At 67.6% G+C, this 20,073-nt stretch carries 17 protein-coding genes and 3 tRNA genes; 10 read left to right on the top strand and 10 right to left on the bottom strand.

Annotated elements, in window-relative coordinates:
* Window positions 1–3: 3 nt before the first annotated feature.
* The 4 genes from RKE50_RS07555 to RKE50_RS07540 all read left to right on the top strand — a co-directional run bounded on the left by RKE50_RS07555 (window position 4) and on the right by RKE50_RS07540 (window position 2,427).
* Window positions 4–79: transfer RNA gene (locus RKE50_RS07555), tRNA-Gly, on the top strand.
* A 9-nt stretch (window positions 80–88) separates the two neighbouring features.
* Window positions 89–162: transfer RNA gene (locus RKE50_RS07550), tRNA-Cys, on the top strand.
* A 48-nt stretch (window positions 163–210) separates the two neighbouring features.
* Entirely contained in the window at window positions 211–684 is a 474-nt protein-coding gene (locus tag RKE50_RS07545) for a hypothetical protein (RefSeq protein ID WP_350035604.1), read from the top strand.
* 393 nt (window positions 685–1,077) lie between these two features.
* Window positions 1,078–2,427, top strand: a complete 1,350-nt coding sequence (locus RKE50_RS07540; RefSeq protein WP_350035603.1) for an NADH:flavin oxidoreductase/NADH oxidase family protein — start codon at window positions 1,078–1,080, stop codon at window positions 2,425–2,427.
* Here the strand turns inward: RKE50_RS07540 and RKE50_RS07535 are convergent.
* The gene (locus tag RKE50_RS07535; RefSeq protein ID WP_350035601.1) at window positions 2,411–3,859 is read right to left on the bottom strand and encodes a cryptochrome/photolyase family protein; all 1,449 of its coding nucleotides are present in this window, start codon (window positions 3,857–3,859) and stop codon (window positions 2,411–2,413) included. The genes RKE50_RS07540 and RKE50_RS07535 overlap by 17 nt on opposite strands.
* Entirely contained in the window at window positions 3,856–4,719 is an 864-nt protein-coding gene (locus tag RKE50_RS07530; protein ID WP_350035600.1) for an NAD-dependent protein deacetylase, read from the bottom strand. Before RKE50_RS07530 ends, RKE50_RS07535 begins: the two co-directional genes overlap by 4 nt.
* Before the next feature lie 142 nt (window positions 4,720–4,861).
* Between RKE50_RS07530 and RKE50_RS07525 the strand changes: the two genes are divergently transcribed.
* Window positions 4,862–5,755: a TIGR01777 family oxidoreductase gene (locus RKE50_RS07525; protein ID WP_350035598.1), complete on the top strand. Its 894-nt coding sequence runs from the start codon at window positions 4,862–4,864 to the stop codon at window positions 5,753–5,755.
* A 21-nt stretch (window positions 5,756–5,776) separates the two neighbouring features.
* Here the strand turns inward: RKE50_RS07525 and RKE50_RS07520 are convergent, their stop codons facing one another.
* Entirely contained in the window at window positions 5,777–7,075 is a 1,299-nt protein-coding gene (locus tag RKE50_RS07520; RefSeq protein WP_350035596.1) for a sigma-70 family RNA polymerase sigma factor, read from the bottom strand.
* A 194-nt stretch (window positions 7,076–7,269) separates the two neighbouring features.
* Here RKE50_RS07520 and RKE50_RS07515 point away from each other — a divergent pair, with 194 nt between their 5' ends.
* Window positions 7,270–8,343, top strand: a complete 1,074-nt coding sequence (locus RKE50_RS07515) for a MerR family transcriptional regulator (RefSeq protein WP_350035594.1) — start codon at window positions 7,270–7,272, stop codon at window positions 8,341–8,343.
* Between the two features lie 78 nt (window positions 8,344–8,421).
* On the opposite strand, the gene RKE50_RS07510 is transcribed toward RKE50_RS07515, so the two are convergent.
* From RKE50_RS07510 to RKE50_RS07495, 4 genes are all read right to left on the bottom strand, one after another.
* Window positions 8,422–9,090, bottom strand: a complete 669-nt coding sequence (locus RKE50_RS07510; protein WP_350035593.1) for an exosortase H-associated membrane protein — start codon at window positions 9,088–9,090, stop codon at window positions 8,422–8,424.
* Window positions 9,091–9,185: 95 nt separating this feature from the next.
* Complete coding sequence (gene xrtH / locus RKE50_RS07505) at window positions 9,186–9,578, bottom strand: exosortase H (protein ID WP_350035592.1); 393 nt, start codon at window positions 9,576–9,578, stop codon at window positions 9,186–9,188.
* A gap of 6 nt (window positions 9,579–9,584) precedes the next feature.
* Entirely contained in the window at window positions 9,585–10,937 is a 1,353-nt protein-coding gene (locus RKE50_RS07500) for a sodium-dependent transporter (RefSeq protein WP_350035591.1), read from the bottom strand.
* Between the two features lie 42 nt (window positions 10,938–10,979).
* Window positions 10,980–13,970, bottom strand: a complete 2,991-nt coding sequence (locus RKE50_RS07495) for an AsmA family protein (RefSeq protein WP_350035590.1) — start codon at window positions 13,968–13,970, stop codon at window positions 10,980–10,982.
* A gap of 94 nt (window positions 13,971–14,064) precedes the next feature.
* On the opposite strand from RKE50_RS07495, the gene RKE50_RS07490 reads away from it, so the two are divergent.
* Window positions 14,065–14,151: transfer RNA gene (locus RKE50_RS07490), tRNA-Leu, on the top strand.
* 87 nt (window positions 14,152–14,238) lie between these two features.
* Here RKE50_RS07490 and RKE50_RS07485 read toward each other — a convergent pair.
* A complete protein-coding gene (locus RKE50_RS07485) occupies window positions 14,239–14,943 on the bottom strand; it encodes a cytochrome b/b6 domain-containing protein (protein ID WP_350035589.1) in 705 nt (234 codons plus the stop codon).
* A gap of 90 nt (window positions 14,944–15,033) precedes the next feature.
* Between RKE50_RS07485 and RKE50_RS07480 the strand changes: the two genes are divergently transcribed.
* Complete coding sequence (locus tag RKE50_RS07480) at window positions 15,034–15,600, top strand: helix-turn-helix transcriptional regulator (protein ID WP_350035587.1); 567 nt, start codon at window positions 15,034–15,036, stop codon at window positions 15,598–15,600.
* 124 nt (window positions 15,601–15,724) lie between these two features.
* Here RKE50_RS07480 and RKE50_RS07475 read toward each other — a convergent pair whose 3' ends face one another.
* Window positions 15,725–16,504 carry a hypothetical protein gene (locus RKE50_RS07475; RefSeq protein ID WP_350035586.1) on the bottom strand — a complete coding sequence of 260 codons (780 nt, stop codon included), beginning with the start codon at window positions 16,502–16,504 and terminating at the stop codon, window positions 15,725–15,727.
* 350 nt (window positions 16,505–16,854) lie between these two features.
* Here RKE50_RS07475 and RKE50_RS07470 point away from each other — a divergent pair, with 350 nt between their 5' ends.
* Entirely contained in the window at window positions 16,855–17,223 is a 369-nt protein-coding gene (locus RKE50_RS07470) for a hypothetical protein (protein WP_350035584.1), read from the top strand.
* A 492-nt stretch (window positions 17,224–17,715) separates the two neighbouring features.
* Window positions 17,716–18,192 (top strand): YybH family protein, encoded by a 477-nt coding sequence (locus tag RKE50_RS07465; RefSeq protein WP_350035582.1) that lies wholly within the window; start codon window positions 17,716–17,718, stop codon window positions 18,190–18,192.
* Between the two features lie 447 nt (window positions 18,193–18,639).
* Here the strand turns inward: RKE50_RS07465 and RKE50_RS07460 are convergent, their stop codons facing one another.
* Window positions 18,640–20,061: a sodium/proline symporter gene (locus tag RKE50_RS07460; protein WP_350035581.1), complete on the bottom strand. Its 1,422-nt coding sequence runs from the start codon at window positions 20,059–20,061 to the stop codon at window positions 18,640–18,642.
* Between the last annotated feature and the right edge of the window lie 12 nt (window positions 20,062–20,073).

Raw genomic sequence — 20,073 nt, 5'->3', positions numbered from 1 at the left:
AAAGCGGGAATAGCTCAGTTGGTAGAGCGCAACCTTGCCAAGGTTGAGGTCGCCGGTTCGAACCCGGTTTCCCGCTCCAATATCCCCAGGCTCGGTGGCAGAGTGGTTATGCAGCGGATTGCAAATCCGTCTACGCCGGTTCGATTCCGACCCGAGCCTCCAATATCGCGATCGCGCGCAACCAGGCTACTTGCATCCCTCGTGTTGGCCGTGGTCCTGCTCCCCGGACTCGTCGCCCCCTCCATGGCCGAGACCTACCGGCTCACGCTGGCTTCCGAGCCGCCCGCCGGTGGAAGGCTGTCCACGGCCCCGCCGGGCGTTTCTGTGCAGGCCGCCGAGGGCGCCACGGTCACGCTTGCCCGCAGCCGGGGTGCCGAGAGCCGGGCGGCGGGCGTGGGACCCTTCGGCTGGGTTTCGGTGGCGAGCGTACCGGTGCATGCCGAGAGCCTGCGCTTGACGGTAAGCCGCGAGGGAGACGAGGTTCGCGTGCAGCTCGTGGTCGCACGTAAGGCCGGGGACGACCTGCTGCGCTATGAAGGTGACGTGTTCGCCACTCCTGGCGAGTGGCTGCCTCTCTGGCAGCCGGCCGGTGGCGCGCGGGAGACGGGCCACCGCACCTATAGCACCCGTCGTGACGACGACAGCCTCTGGCTGCGTGTCGAGACTGTTGCTGGCGCCGACTAGCGCTCACCAGCGCGGGCTCAGCCTGCCGGCAGTAGACTTCAAGTAATTTCTAGGTACGTTTCCGCGGAAACGCGGGCCCGGGGGGTTCACCTTCCCCCGCCCCGCGCCGGGCTCACCGCTTGGCGCTCATCATCACGACGATGGCGGGTGCACAAAGAATCCAAAGCCAAATTGCGATATCAGGCATGGGTCTGCTCCCCATGGCGTTCGGCCATGACGTTGCCTTATGACTACACTCAAAACGAGTGTATTTCTGAAGGCAGTAGACGCTTCCCAGCCTGTAAAGCGACCGTCACGGGCCGCGGACCCCAGGAGCTGCACCAGCCCCGTCGCGGCGTGTACACCCCTCGCATCACGGCCTACCATGACGGCCCGCATCTTGGAGACAGCCCGATGGCCACAGCACCGACCCGCTCCGACAGTCCGGCCGACAGCAGGCTCGCCGAGCCGCTGACGCTGCCCTGCGGCGCCAGGCTGCCCAATCGCCTTGCCAAGGCGGCCATGACCGAGGGCCTGGCAACGGCCGACGGCGTTGTCACGGAGGCGCTCTGCAGGCTGTACCGCACCTGGGCCGAGGGCGGGGCCGGTCTGTTGATCACCGGCAACGTGATCGTCGACCGGGACCATCTCGAGCGCCCGGGGAACGTCGTGATCCACGGTGCGCCCGGCGAGGAGCAGCAGGCGGCGCTGGCGCGCTGGGCCGAGGCGGCCACCAGCGCGGGCAATACGGCCTGGGTGCAGCTCAGCCACGCCGGGCGGCAGACGATGAAGAAGGTCAACCCGCACCCGAAGGCACCGTCGGCGATCAAGCTCGGTCTTCCCGGCGGGCAGTTCGGCGAGCCGGTGGCGCTGACCGACGCCGAGATCGGCGAGCTGCCGGGGCGCTTCGCAACGGCGGCCGCCGCGGTGCAGGCCGCGGGCTTCGGCGGTGTGCAGGTACACGCGGCCCACGGCTACCTGCTCTCGGAATTCCTGAGCCCTCGCGCGAATCGGCGCGACGACGCCTACGGCGGTTCCGCGGAGAAGCGGGCGCGCCTGCTGCTGGAGACTATCGCGGCGGTGCGCGCGGCCACCGGGCCCGGCTTTGCCGTGGCCGTGAAGCTGAACAGCGCCGACTTCCAGAAGGGCGGTTTCGCCTTCGAGGACAGCCTGCAGGTGGCGCGCTGGCTGGAGGAGGCCGGCGTGGACCTGGTCGAGATCTCCGGCGGTACCTACGAGCAGCCGCGGCTGCTGGGCGTCGAGGGGCTGGAGCCGGCGGAGGAACAGGCCGTGGCGGCGTCCACGCGCGCGCGGGAGGCCTATTTCGTCGACTTTGCGCTGGCGATGCGCGGGTCCGTCAAGGTGCCGCTGATGGTGACGGGCGGTTTCCGCACCCGGGCGGCGATGGAGCAGGCCCTGGCCGAGGGCGTGGACCTCATCGGCCTCGGCCGCCCCCTCTGCGTGCAGACCGACGGCCCGGCGCGGCTGCTGGCCGGTGCCGACAGCCTGCCGAGCTACGAGGCGGACCTGGGCCTGCTGCCAAAGCCGCTGCGCTTCCTCCGCGGCTCCAAGCTCCTGCGCACCCTCGACACCTTCGGCACCATGTACTGGTTCTACGCGCAGCTGGACCTGCTGGGCAAGGAGGGGCACACCGTGCCGGAACTGTCTCCTTTCGCGGCATCGCGGCGTATCGAGGGGCTGCAGAAGACGCTGCTGGCGGCGCGCCGGGGCCAGGCCGGGGGCCGGCCTACTTCTTCCCGGTGATTTCCCCGTAGGCGTCGAGGGCCGCCTGGCGCGCGGCCCTGTGCTCGACGATCGGCGCCGGGTAGTCCTTGCCGAGCTCGACACCCGCGGCTTCGAGCACGTCTTCCGGCGCCTCCCAGGGCTTGTTCAGGTACTTGTCGGGCAGCTGTGCCAGTTCCGGCACCCAGCGGCGCACGTAGGCGCCATCCGGGTCGAACTTCTCGCCCTGCGCCACCGGGTTGAAGATGCGGAAGTAGGGCGCCGCGTCGGCGCCGGAGCCGGCGACCCATTGCCAGCCGGCGCAGTTGTTGGCCATGTCGGCATCCACCAGCGTATCCCAGAACCAGGCCTCACCCTCGCGCCAGTGCACGCGCAGGTGCTTGGTGAGGAAGGAGGCCGTGACCATGCGCACGCGGTTGTGCATGTAGCCGGTGGCCCACAGCTCGCGAAGGCCGGCGTCGACCAGCGGGTAGCCGGTGCACCCGCGCTGCCAGGCGATGAGGCCTTCCGGGTCGTCGGCCCAGGGGAAGGCGTCGAAGTCGGTCTTGAAGTTTTTCTCGCCGAGGGTCGGGAAAAAGCTCAGCAGCTGGTAGGAGAACTCGCGCCAGCCCAGCTCGGCCAGGAACTTGTCCACCGCCTTCGCCGCCGCCCCGTGCCCACCGGCGACCCGCTGTGCCGCGTCCCAGACCCTGCGCGGTGAAACATCGCCGGCGTGCAGGTGCGGCGACAGGCGGCTGGTGCCGTCCCGGTCCGGCCGGTCGCGGTCCTCGGCATAGTTGTCCACGGTCTCCTCGAGAAACTGCTGCAGCCGCCGCTGCGCACCGGCGCTGCCGGGTTCCCAGTCGTCGCTCCAGCCGGCAGCCCAGTCGGGCTTGCTCGGCCGCAGCTGCCAGTCGTCCAGCTGATCGCCGGCATCCGGGGGTGCCTGCCAGGAGAGGGAATCCGGCCGCGCGAGCGGCGCCTTCGGCGGCGCCGCCGCGCGGCAGGCGCGCCAGAAAGGCGTGAAGACCTTGTACGGGTCGCCGTTCTTCGTCAGCACGCTGCCGGGTTCGAACAGCAGGGTGCCGGGGTAGCGGCGCACGGTGATGTCCTTCGCGCCGAGGCGTTCGTTCAGGCGTTCCTCGAGGGCGACGGCCCAGGGCTCGTACTGGCGGGAACAGTAGACGGCGGTCGCGCCGGTGCGCGCGCTCAGCTCTTCTAGCAGCGCCAGCGTGTCACCGCGGCGCAGATAGAGTTCGCCGCCCGCCGCGTCGAGTTCCCCGGCGAGCGCCGCGAGGCTGCCGTGCAGCCACCAGCGGCTGGCGCCGCCGGGCGCGCGTTCACCGGCGGCGTCATCGTCCAGCAGGTAGACCGGCAGCACCGGCCGGCCGGTGGCGGCGGCGGCACAGAGGCCGGGCAGGTCGTCGAGGCGCAGGTCCTGGCGGAACCAGTAGATGATCGGTGCATCGCTCATGCGCTGGCCGCCTTCGCGGTATCGTTGGCGAGTGCGTCGGCCAGGGCCGGCAGCAGGACCTCGGCCGGGGAGCGCAGCCGCAGCCCGGCCAGGTCGTCGGCCCGCGTGCGCCCGGGGTTGAGCAGGGCGATCGGCTTGCCCGCCGCTGCGGCGTCCCGGCAGAAGCGGAAACCCGAGTAGACCTGCAGCGAGCTGCCGACGACCAGCAGCGCATCGGCCGCCGCCAGCGCCTCGCGGCAGGCCGTCAGCCGCGCTGCGGGAATGCTGCCGCCGAAGAACACGACGTCCGGCATGAGCACGCCGCCACAGTGGTCGCAGTCGGGCACCCGCAGCCGGGCGATGTCGGCGTCCGGCAGCTCCGCGTCGCCGTCGGGGCGCGCATCGCCGCGGCCCTCGCGGAGGAAGGGGTTGTCGCGCAGCAGGCGCTGCTGCAGGGCCTCCCGGTCCCCGTGCCGGCCGCAGTGCAGGCAGACCACGCGGTCGAGGCGGCCGTGCAGGTCGGTGACCCGGGCGCTGCCCGCGCGCTGGTGCAGGCGGTCGACGTTCTGGGTTACCAGGAGCTCCACCGCGCCGGCACGCTCCAGCCGGGCGAGGGCGCGGTGGGCGTCGTTCGGGCGCGCATCGCGCACACCGGGCCAGCCCACGGCCGAGCGGCCCCAGTAGCGGCGGCGCCGCGCCGGATCGCGAAGGAAGTCCTGGTGGGTGATCGGCGCGGCGCGCAGCCACGTGCCCTCGGCGTCCCGGTAGGTGGGGATACCGGAGCCGGCGCTGATGCCGGCGCCGGTGAGCACCAGCAGGCGGGGATGCCCCGCGCGGAACGCGAGCAATTGGTCAAGGTCTGACTGTAGCGGGTCGGCCATCCCGTTACTATACGGGGTGGCAGGCGCGCCTGCGCGCCGTGTCCAGGTTTTGCTCCCCCCGCGGGTGGCGGAGCGGCGGCAGACGCCGGAGCGGCCTGAAGGGAAAGCCGAGACGACAGTGAGCAGAAGGAGCAGCGCGACGATGCATGTGCTAGTGACCGGCGGAACGGGTTTCATCGGCTCGGCCCTGGTGCCCCGGCTGCGCGGGGACGGGCACGAGGTCACGATACTTTCCCGCGGAAAGCACGCCGACGGTGGCGGCGTCCGCTACGTTCAGAGCCTCGACGCACTCGCGGACGACGCCGGCGTCGACGCGGTGATCAATCTCGCCGGCGCCTCCCTGAACGGCAGGCGCTGGACCGAAGCCTACAAGCGGGAGATGGTCGCGAGCCGCCTGCATACCACCGCCGCCGTGGTCGCGCTATGCCGTCGCCTGGCGCGACCGCCGTCGGTCCTGGTGAGCGCCAGCGCTATCGGCTACTACGGTGATCGCGGCGACGAGACCCTCGACGAGCAGAGCAGCATGGGCGAGGGCTTCTCCGCCGAGCTGTGCCGCGACTGGGAGGCCGCGGCCCGCGAGGCCGAGGCGCTGGGCACCCGCGTCGTCCTCGCCCGCCTCGGGGTCGTCCTCGATCGCGAGGGCGGCGCCTTCGTGGAGCTGTCGCGCCCCTTCCGCTTCGGCATTGCGAACTGGCTGGGCAGTGGCCGCCAGTACCTGAGCTGGGTGCACCGGGCGGACGTGATCGCGGCTTTTGCCTTCCTTCTCGAGCAGGAGGCCCTCGCCGGGCCCGTAAACGTAACCGCGCCCGCGCCTGTGACCCACCGCACGCTTTGCGCCGCACTGCGGCGCAGGCTCACCACGCTGCCCGGCATGCCCGTTCCGGGCTTCGTGATGCGCATCATGCTCGGTGAGGTGGCCGACGAGCTGCTGCTCGCCGGCCAGAAGGTGCTGCCGAAACGTCTCGAGGCGGCGGGCTTTGCCTTCCATTACCGCGACATCGACAGCGCCGTCGGCCAGCTCCTCGGCAAACCCTAGCCCCCGCCTCGCTGCGCTCTCTCAGGCGCCTTCCCAGGAGCTGACGGCGCCGTAATCCTCGTACGCCGTTCGCACCGTCTCACTGCGGCTCAGCTTGTTCAGTGCCGAGCGCTCCAGCTGGCGCACCCACTCCCGGGAGACGGCCATCTTGTCGGCAATCTCCGCCCGGGACAGCGGCGGCCCTTCGTGCAGGCCCCAGCGGGCGATGACGACCTGCCGCTCCGCCGGCTCCAGGCTGGTCAGCTCCGAGAGCAGCCGCTCGTGCAGCGAGTCGGTCTCGGCGCGTGCTTCCGTGTGCTGGAAGGGCCCGCCGGACAGCGTGTCGAGCAGTGTGCTGTCGTCGTCCTCGTATTGCGGCGTGTCGAGGGACACCCCGAGATTGCGCAACTGGAGGAGCTGCCGGGTTTTCTCGACGCTGAGACCGGCCGCCTCCGCGAGCTCCTCGTCACCCGGCTCGTTGCCGGTCCGGTTTACCAGGTTCAGCTTGATGCGGTAGAGCTTGCCGACCTGCTCCTGTACGTGGGTCGGGTAGCGCACGAGGCCGCCGGTGTCGCCGACGAAGCGGCGTACCGACTGGGTAATCCAGTTGAAGCAGTAGGTGCTGAAACGGAAACCCTTGTCGTACTCGAACTTTTCCGCGGCGCGGATCAGGCCCAGGGTCCCTTCCTGGATAAGGTCCAGGAAGTTCACGCCCTTGCCCCGGTGGCGTCCCGCGATGGAATAGACCAGGCGCAGGTTGTGCATCGTCAGCGTGTCACGCGCGTCGGTGTACTCCTCGATCAGCGACTCGAGCGTCATCCGCGCGGTCTCGTCGAGGGCCGGGCGGGCGCGCTGGCTAATGCGCTGCCAGCTCCGCTGCCAGTCCTGCAGGGCGTTGGCGACGCTGCACGGCACTTCCAACCCCTCGAGGCGCAGGATGACCCCGGCTAGGCCCACGGTGAGGCTCGCCGGGAGCTTCAGGTCGCTGATCAGCTTCGCGAGGTGCCGCTCCGAGCGGCCCCTGCGCAAACCCGCGGCGAGCGCCTGCATGGCCTCCTGTGCCTTGCCGCCGGGCAGGTAGTCGGCGACCTCCCGGCGCAGGATGAAGTGGTGCTCGCGATTGTCGAAGCCGGCGATGTCCAGCGGCGCAAGGGCGCAGTTTCCCGCCCACTCGAGCAGGTAGTGGCGTGCCGCCGCATCGCGGGCGAACAACGCCTGCAGCCCGTGCACGGCCGCCCACTTGCGCGTATCCACCTCGCGCTCCTGTTCCGCGGTGAGGAGCGGATAGCGCCGCGCCTCGGCGAAAAGCCGTTCGAGATCTTTCTCTTCGGTGTCTGCCAAGACTGAATCCACGGGATACCTCTCTTCTGGCTCGTCTTGTTCAGGAATACGGTCGAATGTAGCGGTTTGGACAGGTAAATCGCCCGTTTGTCCCGGTATAAGCACGACAAAATCCGTACATCGGCAGCTTTTGCCCGATCTGGACCAGGTTTTGTCGCGTAACCTGTCGTGAAACACCCAGCGAGGACCTGACAATGGTACAGGCAAATGACAGCTCGACGCCGGCGTCGGAGGCCGGCGAAACCGCGGGCGCCGACGCTGGCGCTCACCTGGAAACCCGGCCGCTCTATGGTATTGGTACGGTTGCGCGGCTCACAGGATTAAAACCGGACACGCTGCGTGTCTGGGAGCGCCGCTACGGGCTCGGCGCGAGCCACAAGTCGGCCACCGGGCGCCGCCAGTATACCCAGGCCGACCTCGAGCACCTGCAGCTGGTCGCGGCGCTCGTGCGCGATGGCGCCCGCATCGGCGAAATTGCCGCCTCGGAGCGCAAGACCCTGGAAATGCTCCTGCGGCAGCGCGGCCGCAACAGCCGCGAACTGCTCGCCGATCGCAAGCCCCGCGTGGCCTTTGTCGGCAAACAGCTGTGCGAATGGCTCGACGGGCACCAGGGCTGCATCACCGGCGTCGATGCCCGGCTGGCCCGCCTGAGCCTCGCGGAGCTCGGTGAAGCCCTGATGGCGGAACTGGGCAGTCTCGACACGCTGGTCGTGGAGTGCCCGAACCTCGCCAACTCGAGCGTAGCGCGGCTGCAGGCCGTGGTCGACCAGCTGCAGCCAGGGCGCACCATCGTCTGTTACCAGTTCGGCAACGAGCGCTGGCTCGAGGAACTGGAAAGCCGGGGCCTGGTCGTGACCTCGCTGCCGCCGGACCCGGCCTACCTCGCTTTCGAGATCACGCGCAGCAGCGCCGAGAAGGCTGTGCGCCTCGGCGAGTCGGACCTCGGCGAGCTGGTCGCCTCACGGCCGCGGGAGTTCAACGAGCTCGAGCTGTCGGCGGCCCGCCGCCTGCGCAGCCGGCTGGACTGCGAGTGTCCGCGGCACATCACGGACCTCATCCGGGCCCTGGTGAACTTCGAGGAGTACTCGGCCTCCTGCTCCGTGGACAACTGGCACGACGCCGCCGTCCACGCCTGCATCTACGCCTATACCGGCCAGGCCCGGCACCTCATGGAGAAGGCGCTGCACGCGGTGCTCGAGGAGCGGGGCGAGGACTTCCAGGCGCTCCTGCGCGAGGAGCGCGCGCGGGGGGTCGACGATGCCGCCTGAGCCCGGGCAGCGCCTGCCGTGCCGCGGCTGCACGGCGGATTGCGCGAACTACGCGACCTGTGGCGGCCGCCCCTGGCGTTACCGCTCCAGCGGTGAGCGCCGTGAGGGTGTCCCGGGCGCCTTGTCGTCGTGCCCGGCCACGCCGTCCGCTTCCGGCGTGGCGGGGAAGAGCGCCGGGAACAGCGCCTGAATAGCGGGCGAGCGCCGCGCCTCCCAGCCCCAGAGGAGTATGGGCGCGAGCGGCGGCACCATCAGCGTATTGAACTGGTAGGCCAGCGCAACGGCATCGGCGGGCGGCGTGCCCGGCGCGGCTAGGAAGCTTTCGCCGAGGGTCAGCATGAGGTCTTTCAAGGCCGTGCTGATGAGCCCGGGCACCAGGAGCAGCCAGAGCACGAACAGTCCACGGGCGAAGCGCTCCCAGCGCCCGGGCAGCGGGGTGGCGAAGTGCAGCGCCGCGAAGAAGGGCATGGAGTAGCTGAGGACGCGGGAATCGATGCGGAAGCCGAGCGCGCCGCCGGCCTGCTCCGCCGGCAGGAAGCTGCCGCCGGCCTCGCCGAGGCTCGACACCACGGTCATGGTCGCACCGTCCAGGTAGACCGAAGCCACCAGCGCCGGCAGCCAGGCCGGGAGGATTTCCGACACCAGCCAGACCGCCGGTGCAGCGAGCACGGCGCCCAGCAGGTACCAGGCCGCAAAGGCCGGTACCAGCAGCAGGAGCACGCGACCGAAAAAGCCCAGGGGGGTCACGCCGGCGCCGCCTCGCGGTTCACCACGCGCAGGTAGAACAGGAACACCACCAGCACGTCCAGCATGATCAGCACCGGCCACAGGTAGAGGTGGGTCTAACTGAACACGGTCATGTTCCACATGCCGAGGTAGAACAGGCTGATGATGCGCAGGATGTTCATGGCCTGGATGGCGAGAAAGCCGATGGCGATGGCGGCGAGCCGCTGCCGCCAGCGGGCCGGGAAGGCGATGACCGCCGCGACCAGCACGATGGCGGCCTCCACCCCGTTGCAGCCCGCCTCGATGGACACCGCGAAATAGTTGCCGGTGTGCCGGATCACCCGGCCGCTGGCGATGACCTGGTCATCGAAGGGCATGATGATAGCCGCGCTGATGTCGGCCAGTGCGGCGGTGAAGGGCTGCACCACGTGCTCCTGCACCGGCTCCAGCAGTTCGACCGTGAACAGGGCCGCAAGCAGGATGAGGAAGACGACGAGGAAGCGCGCCATGGCGGCTCAGCCGAACAGGTTCTGCGCGAAGATCCCGAAGATGATCAACGGGCACACCAGGCGCACGTGCCAGGGCCAGATGCGCCAGAACAGGGTGCCGGCAATCTCCGGGGACCCTTTGCGCAGCTCCTCGAGCAACTGGTCCCGGCGCCAGATCCACCCCGCGTAGATGCAGAAGACGAAGCCCAGCAGCGGCTGGCTGTAGCGCGTGGTCGCCGTCACCACGAGGCCGAAAAGCGTCTCGAAGTTGAGCAGAATCAGCAGGCTGATGGCGGTGATGATGCCGCCGATGAGCAGTACCGCGCTGCGCCGGCTGGCCCCGTGCTCCTCGATCGTATACGCCACCGGTACCTCGAGCATGGAGATGGACGAGGTGAGCGCGGCGATGCTCATGAGGAAGAAAAAGAGCAGCGACACGAAGGCGCCGGCGACGCCCATGCTGGTGAACAGCTCCGGCAGCACGGTGAAGATGAGCGTGTCCTCGGAGATGAGCCCGCCGGCGGCGTCGAAGATCTCCACGCCGTTGTGCAGGGCCACGTACATGGCGGGCAGCACCAGGAAGCCGGCGAGCACGGCGATGCCGATATCCACGCCGGTCACCAGGCCGCCGACCACGGGCAGGTTCTCCCGGTCGTTGATGTAGGAGCCGTAGATCAGCATGGTGCCGACGCCGAGCGAGAGGGAAAAGAACGCCGACCCGAGCGCGTTGATGATCAGCTGCGGCGACAGGGCGGCAGAAAAGTCCGGCAGCAGGTAGACCTTCAGACCCTCCATGGCGCCGTCGAGGGTTAGCACGTAGAGCACGAGGCAGCCGAGGGTTACCAGGAGGATGGGCATGAGCCGGCTGGACCAGCGCTCGATGCCGTCGTGCACGCCCTCGGCGATGATGCCGATCGTGAGCAGCATGAAAACAACGACGAAACTCGCGTTGCGACCGAGGGAAAAGAAGGTCAGCCATGCCGCGATGCCATCAGCGCCGACCAGCGCCGCCAGCGAGCCGAGGCAATGCGCGATCATCCACCCGGCGACGATCGCATAAAAGCTCAGGATGAAGCTCGCCACGACCAGGCCGACCAGCCCGGTGGTCGCCCCGAGCCGCCGCGTGACGGGCCCGCCGGCGATGCGCTGCAGGGCGTTCACCGCGTTGGCGTGGGCGTGGCGACCGATGATGATCTCGGCCATGAGGGCAGGGTAGGCAAGGGTAAAGGCCAGCAGCAGGTAGACCAGCAGGAAGGCGGCGCCGCCGTTGCTCGCGGCCTGGGTCGGGAAGCCCCAGATGTTGCCCAGGCCGACGGCGCTGCCGGCGGCGGCCATGATGAACCCGAAGCGTGAGCTGAATTCGCCGCGCGCGGAGGCCATGGATCTTCCTGTACTTATTCGGTCCGGCGCGAGTGTAGCACGCTAGCGGGCACCCCCGTTCTCGTCTGCAAAGATCGCCGCGCAGGGGTTTGCGCGGTTGCCTTTGCCGGGCTTGATGCCGAGGAGTTTCATGCCGAGTTCGGGAATCAGGAAGAGCAGCTTGGCGGAGGCATCGAGCGTTGCGGCGATCGGTGAGGGGATGATTGCCGGGTTGTTCATCGGCCCCCGGATGCGCACCGAGGAGGGAATCTGTACCGCCCGGGACCGTGCCCGGGGATCGATGCGCACGTCGAGCGACTTGTGTGGGAAGTCCAGCGTGGCCTTGCCCTCGGCGATCATGTGTTTGGTCGCCAGGTAGATGCCCTCGCTGCGGGCGACGCCGTCCTCGAAGAGAAACTTCGCTATGCCGCATTCAAAATTGGTGTTTTCCTGCAGGATGCCCCCGAGGAGCAGCCAGGACACGAGGTCCGTCATCAGCAGGTCGAAGGCGGCCCCCTCGACGTAGCCGTCGGCCACGGCGCCGGCAAGACTGCCGTCGATGTTGGCGACGAGGTCGCCGGGAGCGCTGGCCTGGGTGGTCAGGCCGCCGCGCAGGCTGAGTATCCCCTCGATCTCGCCGCCGTAACCGAGGTCTTCCGCGAGGGCCGTGACCGGCAGGCTAAGCGCTTCGCCGGCGACGCTGATCGCCGCTGCGGTGCCGCTGAAGTCGGCGACACCGCGAAGGCGAACAGCGCCGCCCGCGTAGTCAACGTCGAGACGATCAAGGGTGAAGCGTCGGTCGGCGCCGCGGAGCACGATCTGGAAATCGCTCAGCCGGGTGTTGCTGCCGGTGATATCACCGATATCGAGACGCAGGGCAATGGGGTACGCCGGCACGCGGGAAAAGGCCTTGGCACCGCGCCTGTCGCCCGCCGTTGACTCGTCCTCCGCATCGACCGCGGCCAGCTGCCGCTGTGCCTGCATCCTTGCCAGGTCAGGCAGGTGCAGGCGCGGCGCGTGTAGCTCCGCCTGGAGACCCGTGATACCGCCGCCGTCCCGCGTGACCTCGACGATGCTGGTGAGATCCGTAGCGCCGAGGAAGGCGTGCAGGCCGATCAGCTGACGGTCGGCTGCCAGGTCCAGCACCGCCGTTCCCGCCCCGGGCGGCAGGGCGATGGCATCATCGTCTGCGGGTCGCCGTATGCGGTAACGGGCTTCCAGCTGCGCATGGGGCGCGCTGCTGAGCTCGCGCACGGTGCCGGTCATGGAGAGCTCGATCCGCTCTGCGCCGGCCAGGGAAAGGCTGACGTCTTCGGCGCGCCAGTCACCACCGCTGCGGCGCAGCTGCAGCGACCCCCCGGCGCGGGCGCCGGCGAGCAGTTCGTTCAGCTTACCGGGCAGGGCCTCTCCCAGCTCTGCGAGCGTCAGACCGCTTTGTTCAATCCGAAGGTCTACCGCCTGGAGCCCGATCAACTGGCCGACGCTTCCGCGCAAGCGAGTGCTGCCGCCCAGTGCGGACACCGACGCATCGACTCCCCGCAGCTCGAGGTTGCCCTCGTCGCCCAACAGGTCGGCCACGCCGCCGACCTCCCCGTCGATGGGGAAGGGCAGCGCTTCCCCAGCAGCGGCGACCAGCGGAGCCAGGGGCAGCGCGTCAGCGTACAGCCGCAGTTTCAGCCCGCGGAAGCGCGGGCCGCCTGCTGCGCCGGGGACGAGTTGCTCGATGTCGCCGTTTCCGCGCAAGGTCCCGCTCCCCGCCAGGTCTTCCACCGTGACGGTGAGGTCATGCACCGTGAGCGTCTCACCGGGCCGGCGCACGGTTCCGTTCACCTCCCACGCCCCGGCTTGCAGGGGGGGCGGGGTGATCCAGGGGGCCAGCACGGACGGGTCGGGCCCGCTGAGGCGTACCGCGACTGCGATGTCGGTCGGCAGGGTCTCATCGAGGTACAGCTCCTCATCCACCGGTGCGAGAGCCACGGCGAGGCCTTCTTCACTCTGGCTCTTGAATTCAAAGTGGCGGATCCGCGGCCGGCTCAATGTGCCGTCCAGCTCGATGGCGGTGTCTACCTGGCCGAGGGCAGACAGGTCCGTGCCCAGGAGCGCGGCGAAGGGACCTAGGTCGGTCATGGTGCCCCGTGCGGTCAGGTCAGCCAAGACGGGCTCTCCCTTCTGCCAGTGGAGGCTGCCCGTTGCTGTGAAGGCGGAGTCGGGGCGATTGTCGAGGACCAGCTCCGTGATCTTGAGATCGGCGGCCTGCAGGTTCCCCGTCATCTCCCCGCTGAGCCGGAGCGATCCCTCGAAACCGTAGGCCTGCGGGTCGAGAACCGCGAGCAGGCTTTCCACCTGTCGGTAGGTGCCCTCGACGCCGAGGCGATAGTTCAGGTTGCTGTCCGATGCGGTGACCTCGCCATCGACAGCGATGACGCTTTCACCGTCGGGGTGTCTGATCAAGGCCTCCAGCACCAGCGTGTTGCGTGCCGGTTCCTGCAGGTGGCCATCCGTGAGCAGCCTTCGGCGCGGCAGTTCGACACTCGCGTTGAACTCGAAGCGCCCCGCCTGGCTCCAGGCTCCGTGAATCGAGCGCACCGGAAGCACCTTCGTCTCGGCGCCGCGGGTGATCACGTGGATGGCGTCGAGTTCGAGCACTTCCGGCAGCCAGCGGGTCTGGCGCAGCCAGTCCTCCGGGTCCGGGTCTTCCGTACTGTCGGTGGCGTCCACGTAGGCTTGCACGCTGACGGCGCGTACGGTGGTGCCGCGGAGACTGCCATTGCGCAGGAGATTGATGAGATCGGTGATCTCCAGGCGCTGCACCGCCAGCAATGGCGGCCCGTCGTGGCCCTGCTGGTAAAGGCGGACGCCTGCGACAGAGAGAACGCGCGCCCGTCGGTCCAGCGAGGGGGCCTCGAACTCGAGCCGGTAGGGCGTCAGGGTCTCGACGAGGTACTGGCTTGACGCGAACAGGGCGCGGTCGGAGAGCAGGACGGCGAAGCCGCCGGCAACGAGAACGGCGAGAACAGCCAGGCAGGAAAGTAGCCACTTGCGAAGGGCCGACATGATGGTCCGGGGTCGCTGTTACGCGGCCAGTTTAGCATGGCACTGGCCGCGACGGCCGCCGGCGCGCGGGCCGCTGTGCTATGCTCCGCGGCGCGCCCGGATGGTGAAATAGGTAGACACAGGAGACTTAAAATCTCCAGGCCGAAAGGCCGTGCCGGTTCGAGTCCGGCTCCGGGCACCAGCCTGACAACGCGGCGGCCGAACCGGCACGCGTGCCGGCCGGGGTGCCGGACCATCGAGTCCGGCTCTCGCCGCCAGCCTGTCCTTGTCATTCCGCTCGTTTTCTGCCGGTTACCATCGCCCGCGGCAGGTTTTCGTGATGAGCGAGGCTTGAGGCGATCACGCCGAGAATGTGGAGAATGATGAGCGCCAGGCACAGGTTGGCGGCGATTTCATGAATCTCCTCCCAGAACTCCTCGCCTTGCTCGTCGTGTCCGCCCCGGCTGTGCTCTTCGTCATCGTCGTCAGCCACGGCCCGGGGCACGAGAGCGAGTGCGGGTGCCGGTCTGTCCGTCGACATGACGAAGCCGGCCAGCGGCCCCGCGTTCTCCTCAATGGCGTAGACCATCATGCCGCTCACCGTGGTCACGGCGAGCGCAAGCAGCAGCAGTACCGTCATGGCACCGCCGGCCGGGTTGTGCCCGAGGTGGCGCGGCGCCGTCCCCGCGGCGAGGCCGCGGAGATAGTCGATCACTGCCCGCGGGCCGCGCACAAAGTCGCTAAAGCGGGCGTGGCGCGTACCGACGAGACCCCAGCAGAGGCGGAGCGCCACCACAGCGGCAATCGCGTAGCCCGACCAGATGTGCAACGCGCTTTCCTCCTCGCCGGTCAACCAGGCGATGGTGAACGCGATCACCAGCGTCCAGTGTCCCAGGCGCACCAACAGGTCCCAGACCTTGATCTCACTGCCCGGCCTCCCCGCCGGCGGGGCCGTCCCTTCATGTCGTGCAGTATCGGTCGCTGTATCACTCATGGCATCGCTCCTGCGAGTCCCTGTCGTTCCGTTTATCGTGGTGCCGGCTGCCCGTTGCTACAATGCGCCGCATGACGCAGGCGGTCGCAGGTGGTTGATTTGTCGAGCTTTAGGTCGGATGACGCACAGGAAGGACGGCTGTCGATCGCATCCCTGGTGCTCTTCGTGGTTATCGCCTGCCTGGTGGCCTCAGACCTCGTTGCAGACTATGGCGAGGGCAGCGGCATGGCTCACCTCCTCGCGGAGGGCTTCGTCCTGATCCTGGCGTTACTTGGCGCGGTGCTGCTCTGGCGTCGTCTCCGGGCCGCGCGGGTTGCCGTATCCACCCTGCAGTCGGATCTTTCAGAGGCGCAGGCCGAAGCCACCCGCTGGCGCAGCGAGAACGAGCAGGTGTTGCGCGGGCTTGGCGCGGCGATCGAGGAACAGTTCCAGCGCTGGGAACTGACCGGTGCAGAGCAGGAGGTCGCCCTTCTGCTCCTGAAGGGCCTGGGACACAAGGGGATTGCGGAGGTGCGGTCCACGAGCGAGCGCACGGCGCGAGAGCAGGCGAGGGCGGTTTACCGCAAGGCGGGCGTGACCGGGCGGGCCGAGTTGTCCGCCTTCTTCCTGGAGGACCTGTTACTGCCCATGGCGACCGGAGACAGCGCTCCGGGCTGAGCGCGTCAGGCCGAGGGCTCGGCGGCCTGCAGCATTTTCCGCCGCGCAGCGGGCACTGCGTGCAGGAGCAGGGCTGCCGGGCTTCCCGGCAGCCCGTCCGCGACCGGCGGTGCCAGGACGCGGGCTATTTGCGCAGTTTGGTGCTCCTGATGCTTTTACCGACATAGACGCGCGAGTCATCGCACTCGTCGAGATCGCCGAAGATTTCCTTGGACTTCGTGCGGCCGCCGCCATTGGCCATCATCTCCCAGTTACTGCCCATGCGCTTCAGGTCCGTATAACCGTAGACGAGCTTGTAGTCGAAGTCCTGATCGCCGCCGCCGAAGTCGGGGAACCAGTGATAATAGGCAGCATCAGATCCGGCGTCGGACAGGTGCTGTGCCCATTCGACTTCCGCGGACCGCACGTCGGAATAGCGCGTGCCCTCGTTCATCTTGCAGTCGCTCATGCTGATCACCTGCAAGCCGGAGGTGTTGCCTTTCGGTGGCGCCTTGTACATGGCCGAGGCGAGGCCGAGGTGAACCGGACAGTCCATGACCTCTGCGAAGGCCGCAGCGACCTCGCCGCCCTCCGTGATCCAGTGATGGGCACCACGGCCCATCGCGTTGCCGTCTGTTGCGGCGCCCATCCACAGAACGTCAAAGTTCTGCTCGGCGCCGCGATAGTAGGGCGTCAGCAGCCATGCCGCGTAACCGTTTACGTCATGCTCGTCCATGAACGCATTCCATTGTGCGACCACAGGCTCCAGGTCACCATGGCCTTTTCCATCCATGAACTGACAGACATAGAGCTCGACGGGCAGGATCTTCCCCATGCCGTCCTCGGTGACCTGGGAAAAGGAGGCTGCCGAGGCGAGTAACGACGTCGCGACCGCGCACGCCGGAATCCAGTGCTGCATTTTCATTGTTTTCTCCCTTCAGGGTTATTGTGCACTTCTTGTTGGCGATGGCGCTGCCGGGACAGACAGTATAGGAGAGCGCATACAATGCTGCCCGGAAACCTTGTTTGCCTGCAGCCGTGGTTTTGCTTCGCAGAGCTGCGCGGCGCGGCGCGGCGCCCTATATGCTGCCTGCCAGGCAGGGATCCAAAGCGCTGGTTTCAGTTGTCCGGTCTGCAAAGCCCGATGGAAGCCTGAAGCCGCGGGCTTTCGGGCAGGCTTGAAGCCGTGGGCCAGAAAAATGGCGCAGAACCCCATCCTGGACTTTACTTACAACTCGGGATAACCCGTAGACCCAACACCGAGGAGAAAGAACAATGAAAAAAATGGCCATCGCCGCTGCCCTGCTGTCGGCTTCAGCATTGTCCCAGGCAGAACACAAGGACATCATCGCCTTCAAGATGACCGGCGAATGCAGCTGGGGCGAATACATGAAAGTCGTCGAGGACTTCAACGGCTGGGCAAACCCCCGCGGCTACAACGCGCAGATATTCATGCCGCACGACGACAGTGACCTAGAAACCTACTACTGGGTCGGGACAAGCGCTGACTTTGCTGCCTTCGGTACTGCCTACGATGAGTGGATGGCAGGCCTGATGGCCGGTGACTCCGAGCCGCAGAAGCTGAATGACCGCTTCGCGAAGTGCGTCGTAAACCATTCACGCAGCAGTTACGTTGCCTTCTAGACCGGCCGCGCCTGGCCCCGGGTGCCTGCTTAACTGGTTTCTCAGGCGATGATGACGATGAAGGTAGCCGCGGCTGGTATCGAAAGGACGGGCACCTATCTCACTCAGGCTTGCGATCAATCAGCCTGAGCGCTGGCATCGAGGCGCGGTTCCCGCGCTGGCAGCGGGTCTTGCGCCGTCGGCCTAGCGGTCGTGCGTGTTTTACGGGTTCTCGACTCAGCGCGATGAACGATAAGATCGGGGAGCTACATTACCGGCTACCGGGCTGCGAAAACCATTGCCTCTCATTCCCGCGGGAACGTTTCTAGAAGCAACTTTAATTGTGGCGGCTGGGCTGCAGAGAAGCCGTTAGCGGCCGTTTAAAAAGCCGGTCCTGTGTGACCGCTCCCGACCCGTTCCAGCCGTTCACGACAGTTGAGCTACACTAACAGCTACTGACCCAAAGCAGCTGCTCATTTGCATCTTGATGTTTGAAGTGTGGGGAGAAGAACAATGACAAGATTAGTCCTGCTGGTAGTCCTCACCCTGCCTTTTTGTCTGTCGGCCGGCGCGCTCGAACTTGACGAGGAACAGGCCGCCGTGTGGCAGATGGAAGAGACGTATTGGCGTCTCGTAGCAGCTGCAAATGTCGAGGACTACGTCGCTCTTTGGCACGACGATTTCGTCGGTTGGCCGTGTTTTAGCTGGACGCCGACCGGAAAGGCAAATATCGGATCATGGGTTGAGGAAATTCGTGACAACAACTGGTCACTTACGTATGAACTGAAGCCTCAGGCGGTGCAGCTCTTCGGAGAGGTCGCAGTTGTTCACTATGCCGCTGGGTACATATTTGGCTACGGCGACGGCACCAGTAAGGGTGAAGGGGACTGGCGAAAGTTCACCCATACCTGGATGAAGGTGGCTGGTGATTGGCAAATAGTCGGCGGAATGTGTGCGGATCAAGAACCAGTTCGATCTTTGACCAACTAGTGTTCGGAGCGGCAGCTTCTGGCCTGGGGCAGCCTGTCGGCGCCCCTCGGCTGAGGGTCCGCTCCTGAGAAAACAGTCATGCGCGTGTAAGTATCCCGTAACTAGGTCCACGCATTATTTGAGATTTCGGCGCCTTGGTTCGCCGCCAGTTACTCGACGGGACTGAGGGCCCCGAGCGCACTGTGGCCATGATCGGTCTGGATGGCACGTTCCCACGGGCGCGACAAGGTGGAGCGCCTGTGCCACGTGACGGTGGCCGAATCGCGGTGCGATACCTAAGCATTCACTTGAACTCGTTGGCGAGTGACGGCCCGTTCCAGGCCGCCAACGGCCAGGAAGAATCGGCTCTCGTTCCCGACGGAACATTTCCAGAGACGACTTAAAGTGTGGCGGTGCGGCGCGCGGCTATTCGATGACCTCCGGGTCGCGTTACCCGGCCTGAGCCCGTCAGGTCGACGACTCCGCTGCGCGCAGGGCCCTGCGCCCCGCGGCGGGGACCGCGTGCACGAGCAGGCCTGCCGCTATGCCAGGCAGGCCTTCGTAGACCACCGATTCCCACCCCAGCTGGCGCCAGAGGAGCGAGACGCCCAGGCCAACGGTCAGAGCGATGAGTGCGCGCGCCTGGGAGGGGCGTGCACCGAGGGCGAGGGCGATGAGCAGCGGCGCGAAGGCGCTGGCGAGGGCCGACCAGGACAGGATGACCAGCGCGAACACGCTGTCGCTGCCGGAGAGGGCGAGCACGAGAGCGCCGGCGGTCATCAGCACCGTCGACGCCTTGATCAGCAGCGGCCGCTCGATGCGGTGCGGCAGCAGGTCGTGGGTGAGGGCGGCCGAGCAGGACAGGATAAGCGAATCCGCGGTCGACATGGTCGCCGCGAAGATGCCGGCGAGGATCACCCCCACGAGCACGCCCGGCAGCAGCTCCAGGGCCATGGTCGGCAGGGCCAGCTCGGCGTCGAAATCGCCGCTGTCGGCCAGGTAGAGGCGAGACAGCAGGCCCACGGCGGTGGCCGCGAAGTAGAACGCGGTGAACCAGAGGTAGTACCAGGTACGCGCCCGGCGCATGCCCGTGGGCCCTGCGGAGAGGGTCATGAAGCGCACCATGACGTGCGGCTGCCCGATCACCGACAGCCCCGCCGCCATCCAGCCGAGCACGAACAGCGGCCCCCCGGTCCAGCCGAGGAACGCGGGCGCCTGCGGCGTCCAGCGCGTGAACTCGGGGATTTCCTTCCACTCGGCCCAGGCGGCGCCGAAGCCGCCCAGTTCGACCACCGCGACGACCAACAGCAGGCTCATGGCGACGATCATGACCATGGACTGGGCTGCGTCGGTCCAGATGGATGCGCGGATGCCGCCGGCGAAGCAGTAGGCGACGACGAGCACCGACCCGAGGACCGCCCCGGCCCAGAGCGGCCACTCGAAGAGCACGTGCAGGGCCTTGCTGCCGGCTAGCAGCTGTGCGCCGGCATAGCTGATCAGGAACAGCAGGGAGATAGCGCCGATGCTGCGCTGCAGGGCGGTGTTGCGCTCGCCGTGCCAGCGCGCGAGGACGCCGGCGTAGGACACCTCGTCACAGCCTTCGGTGGCGGCGCGGAGCCTGGCATGGATGAAGGTGGAGCCGAGGTAGTCGCCGAGGAGCCAGCCGAGCATGAGCCAGATGGCGGGGAAGCCGGTGGCGTAGGTATAGCCGATTACCCCGATGAACATGTAGCCCGAGTTGTTGGTGGCGACCGCAGACAGCCCGACCAGCCAGGGGGGCACGGTACCGTCGGCGAGGTAGTAGTCGTGCCGCGTGCCCCGGCTCGCCCGCGCCGACGAGAGGCCAATGAGGGTGAAGCCGAGGAGGCAGAGAACGAAAGACGCGACCACGCCGCAGTGCTC

Origin of the sequence: Pseudohaliea sp., from assembly GCF_040217025.1 — a bacterium.
Classification (GTDB): Bacteria; Pseudomonadota; Gammaproteobacteria; order Pseudomonadales; family Halieaceae; genus Pseudohaliea.
This window is presented reverse-complemented; position numbering and strand designations above follow the sequence as displayed.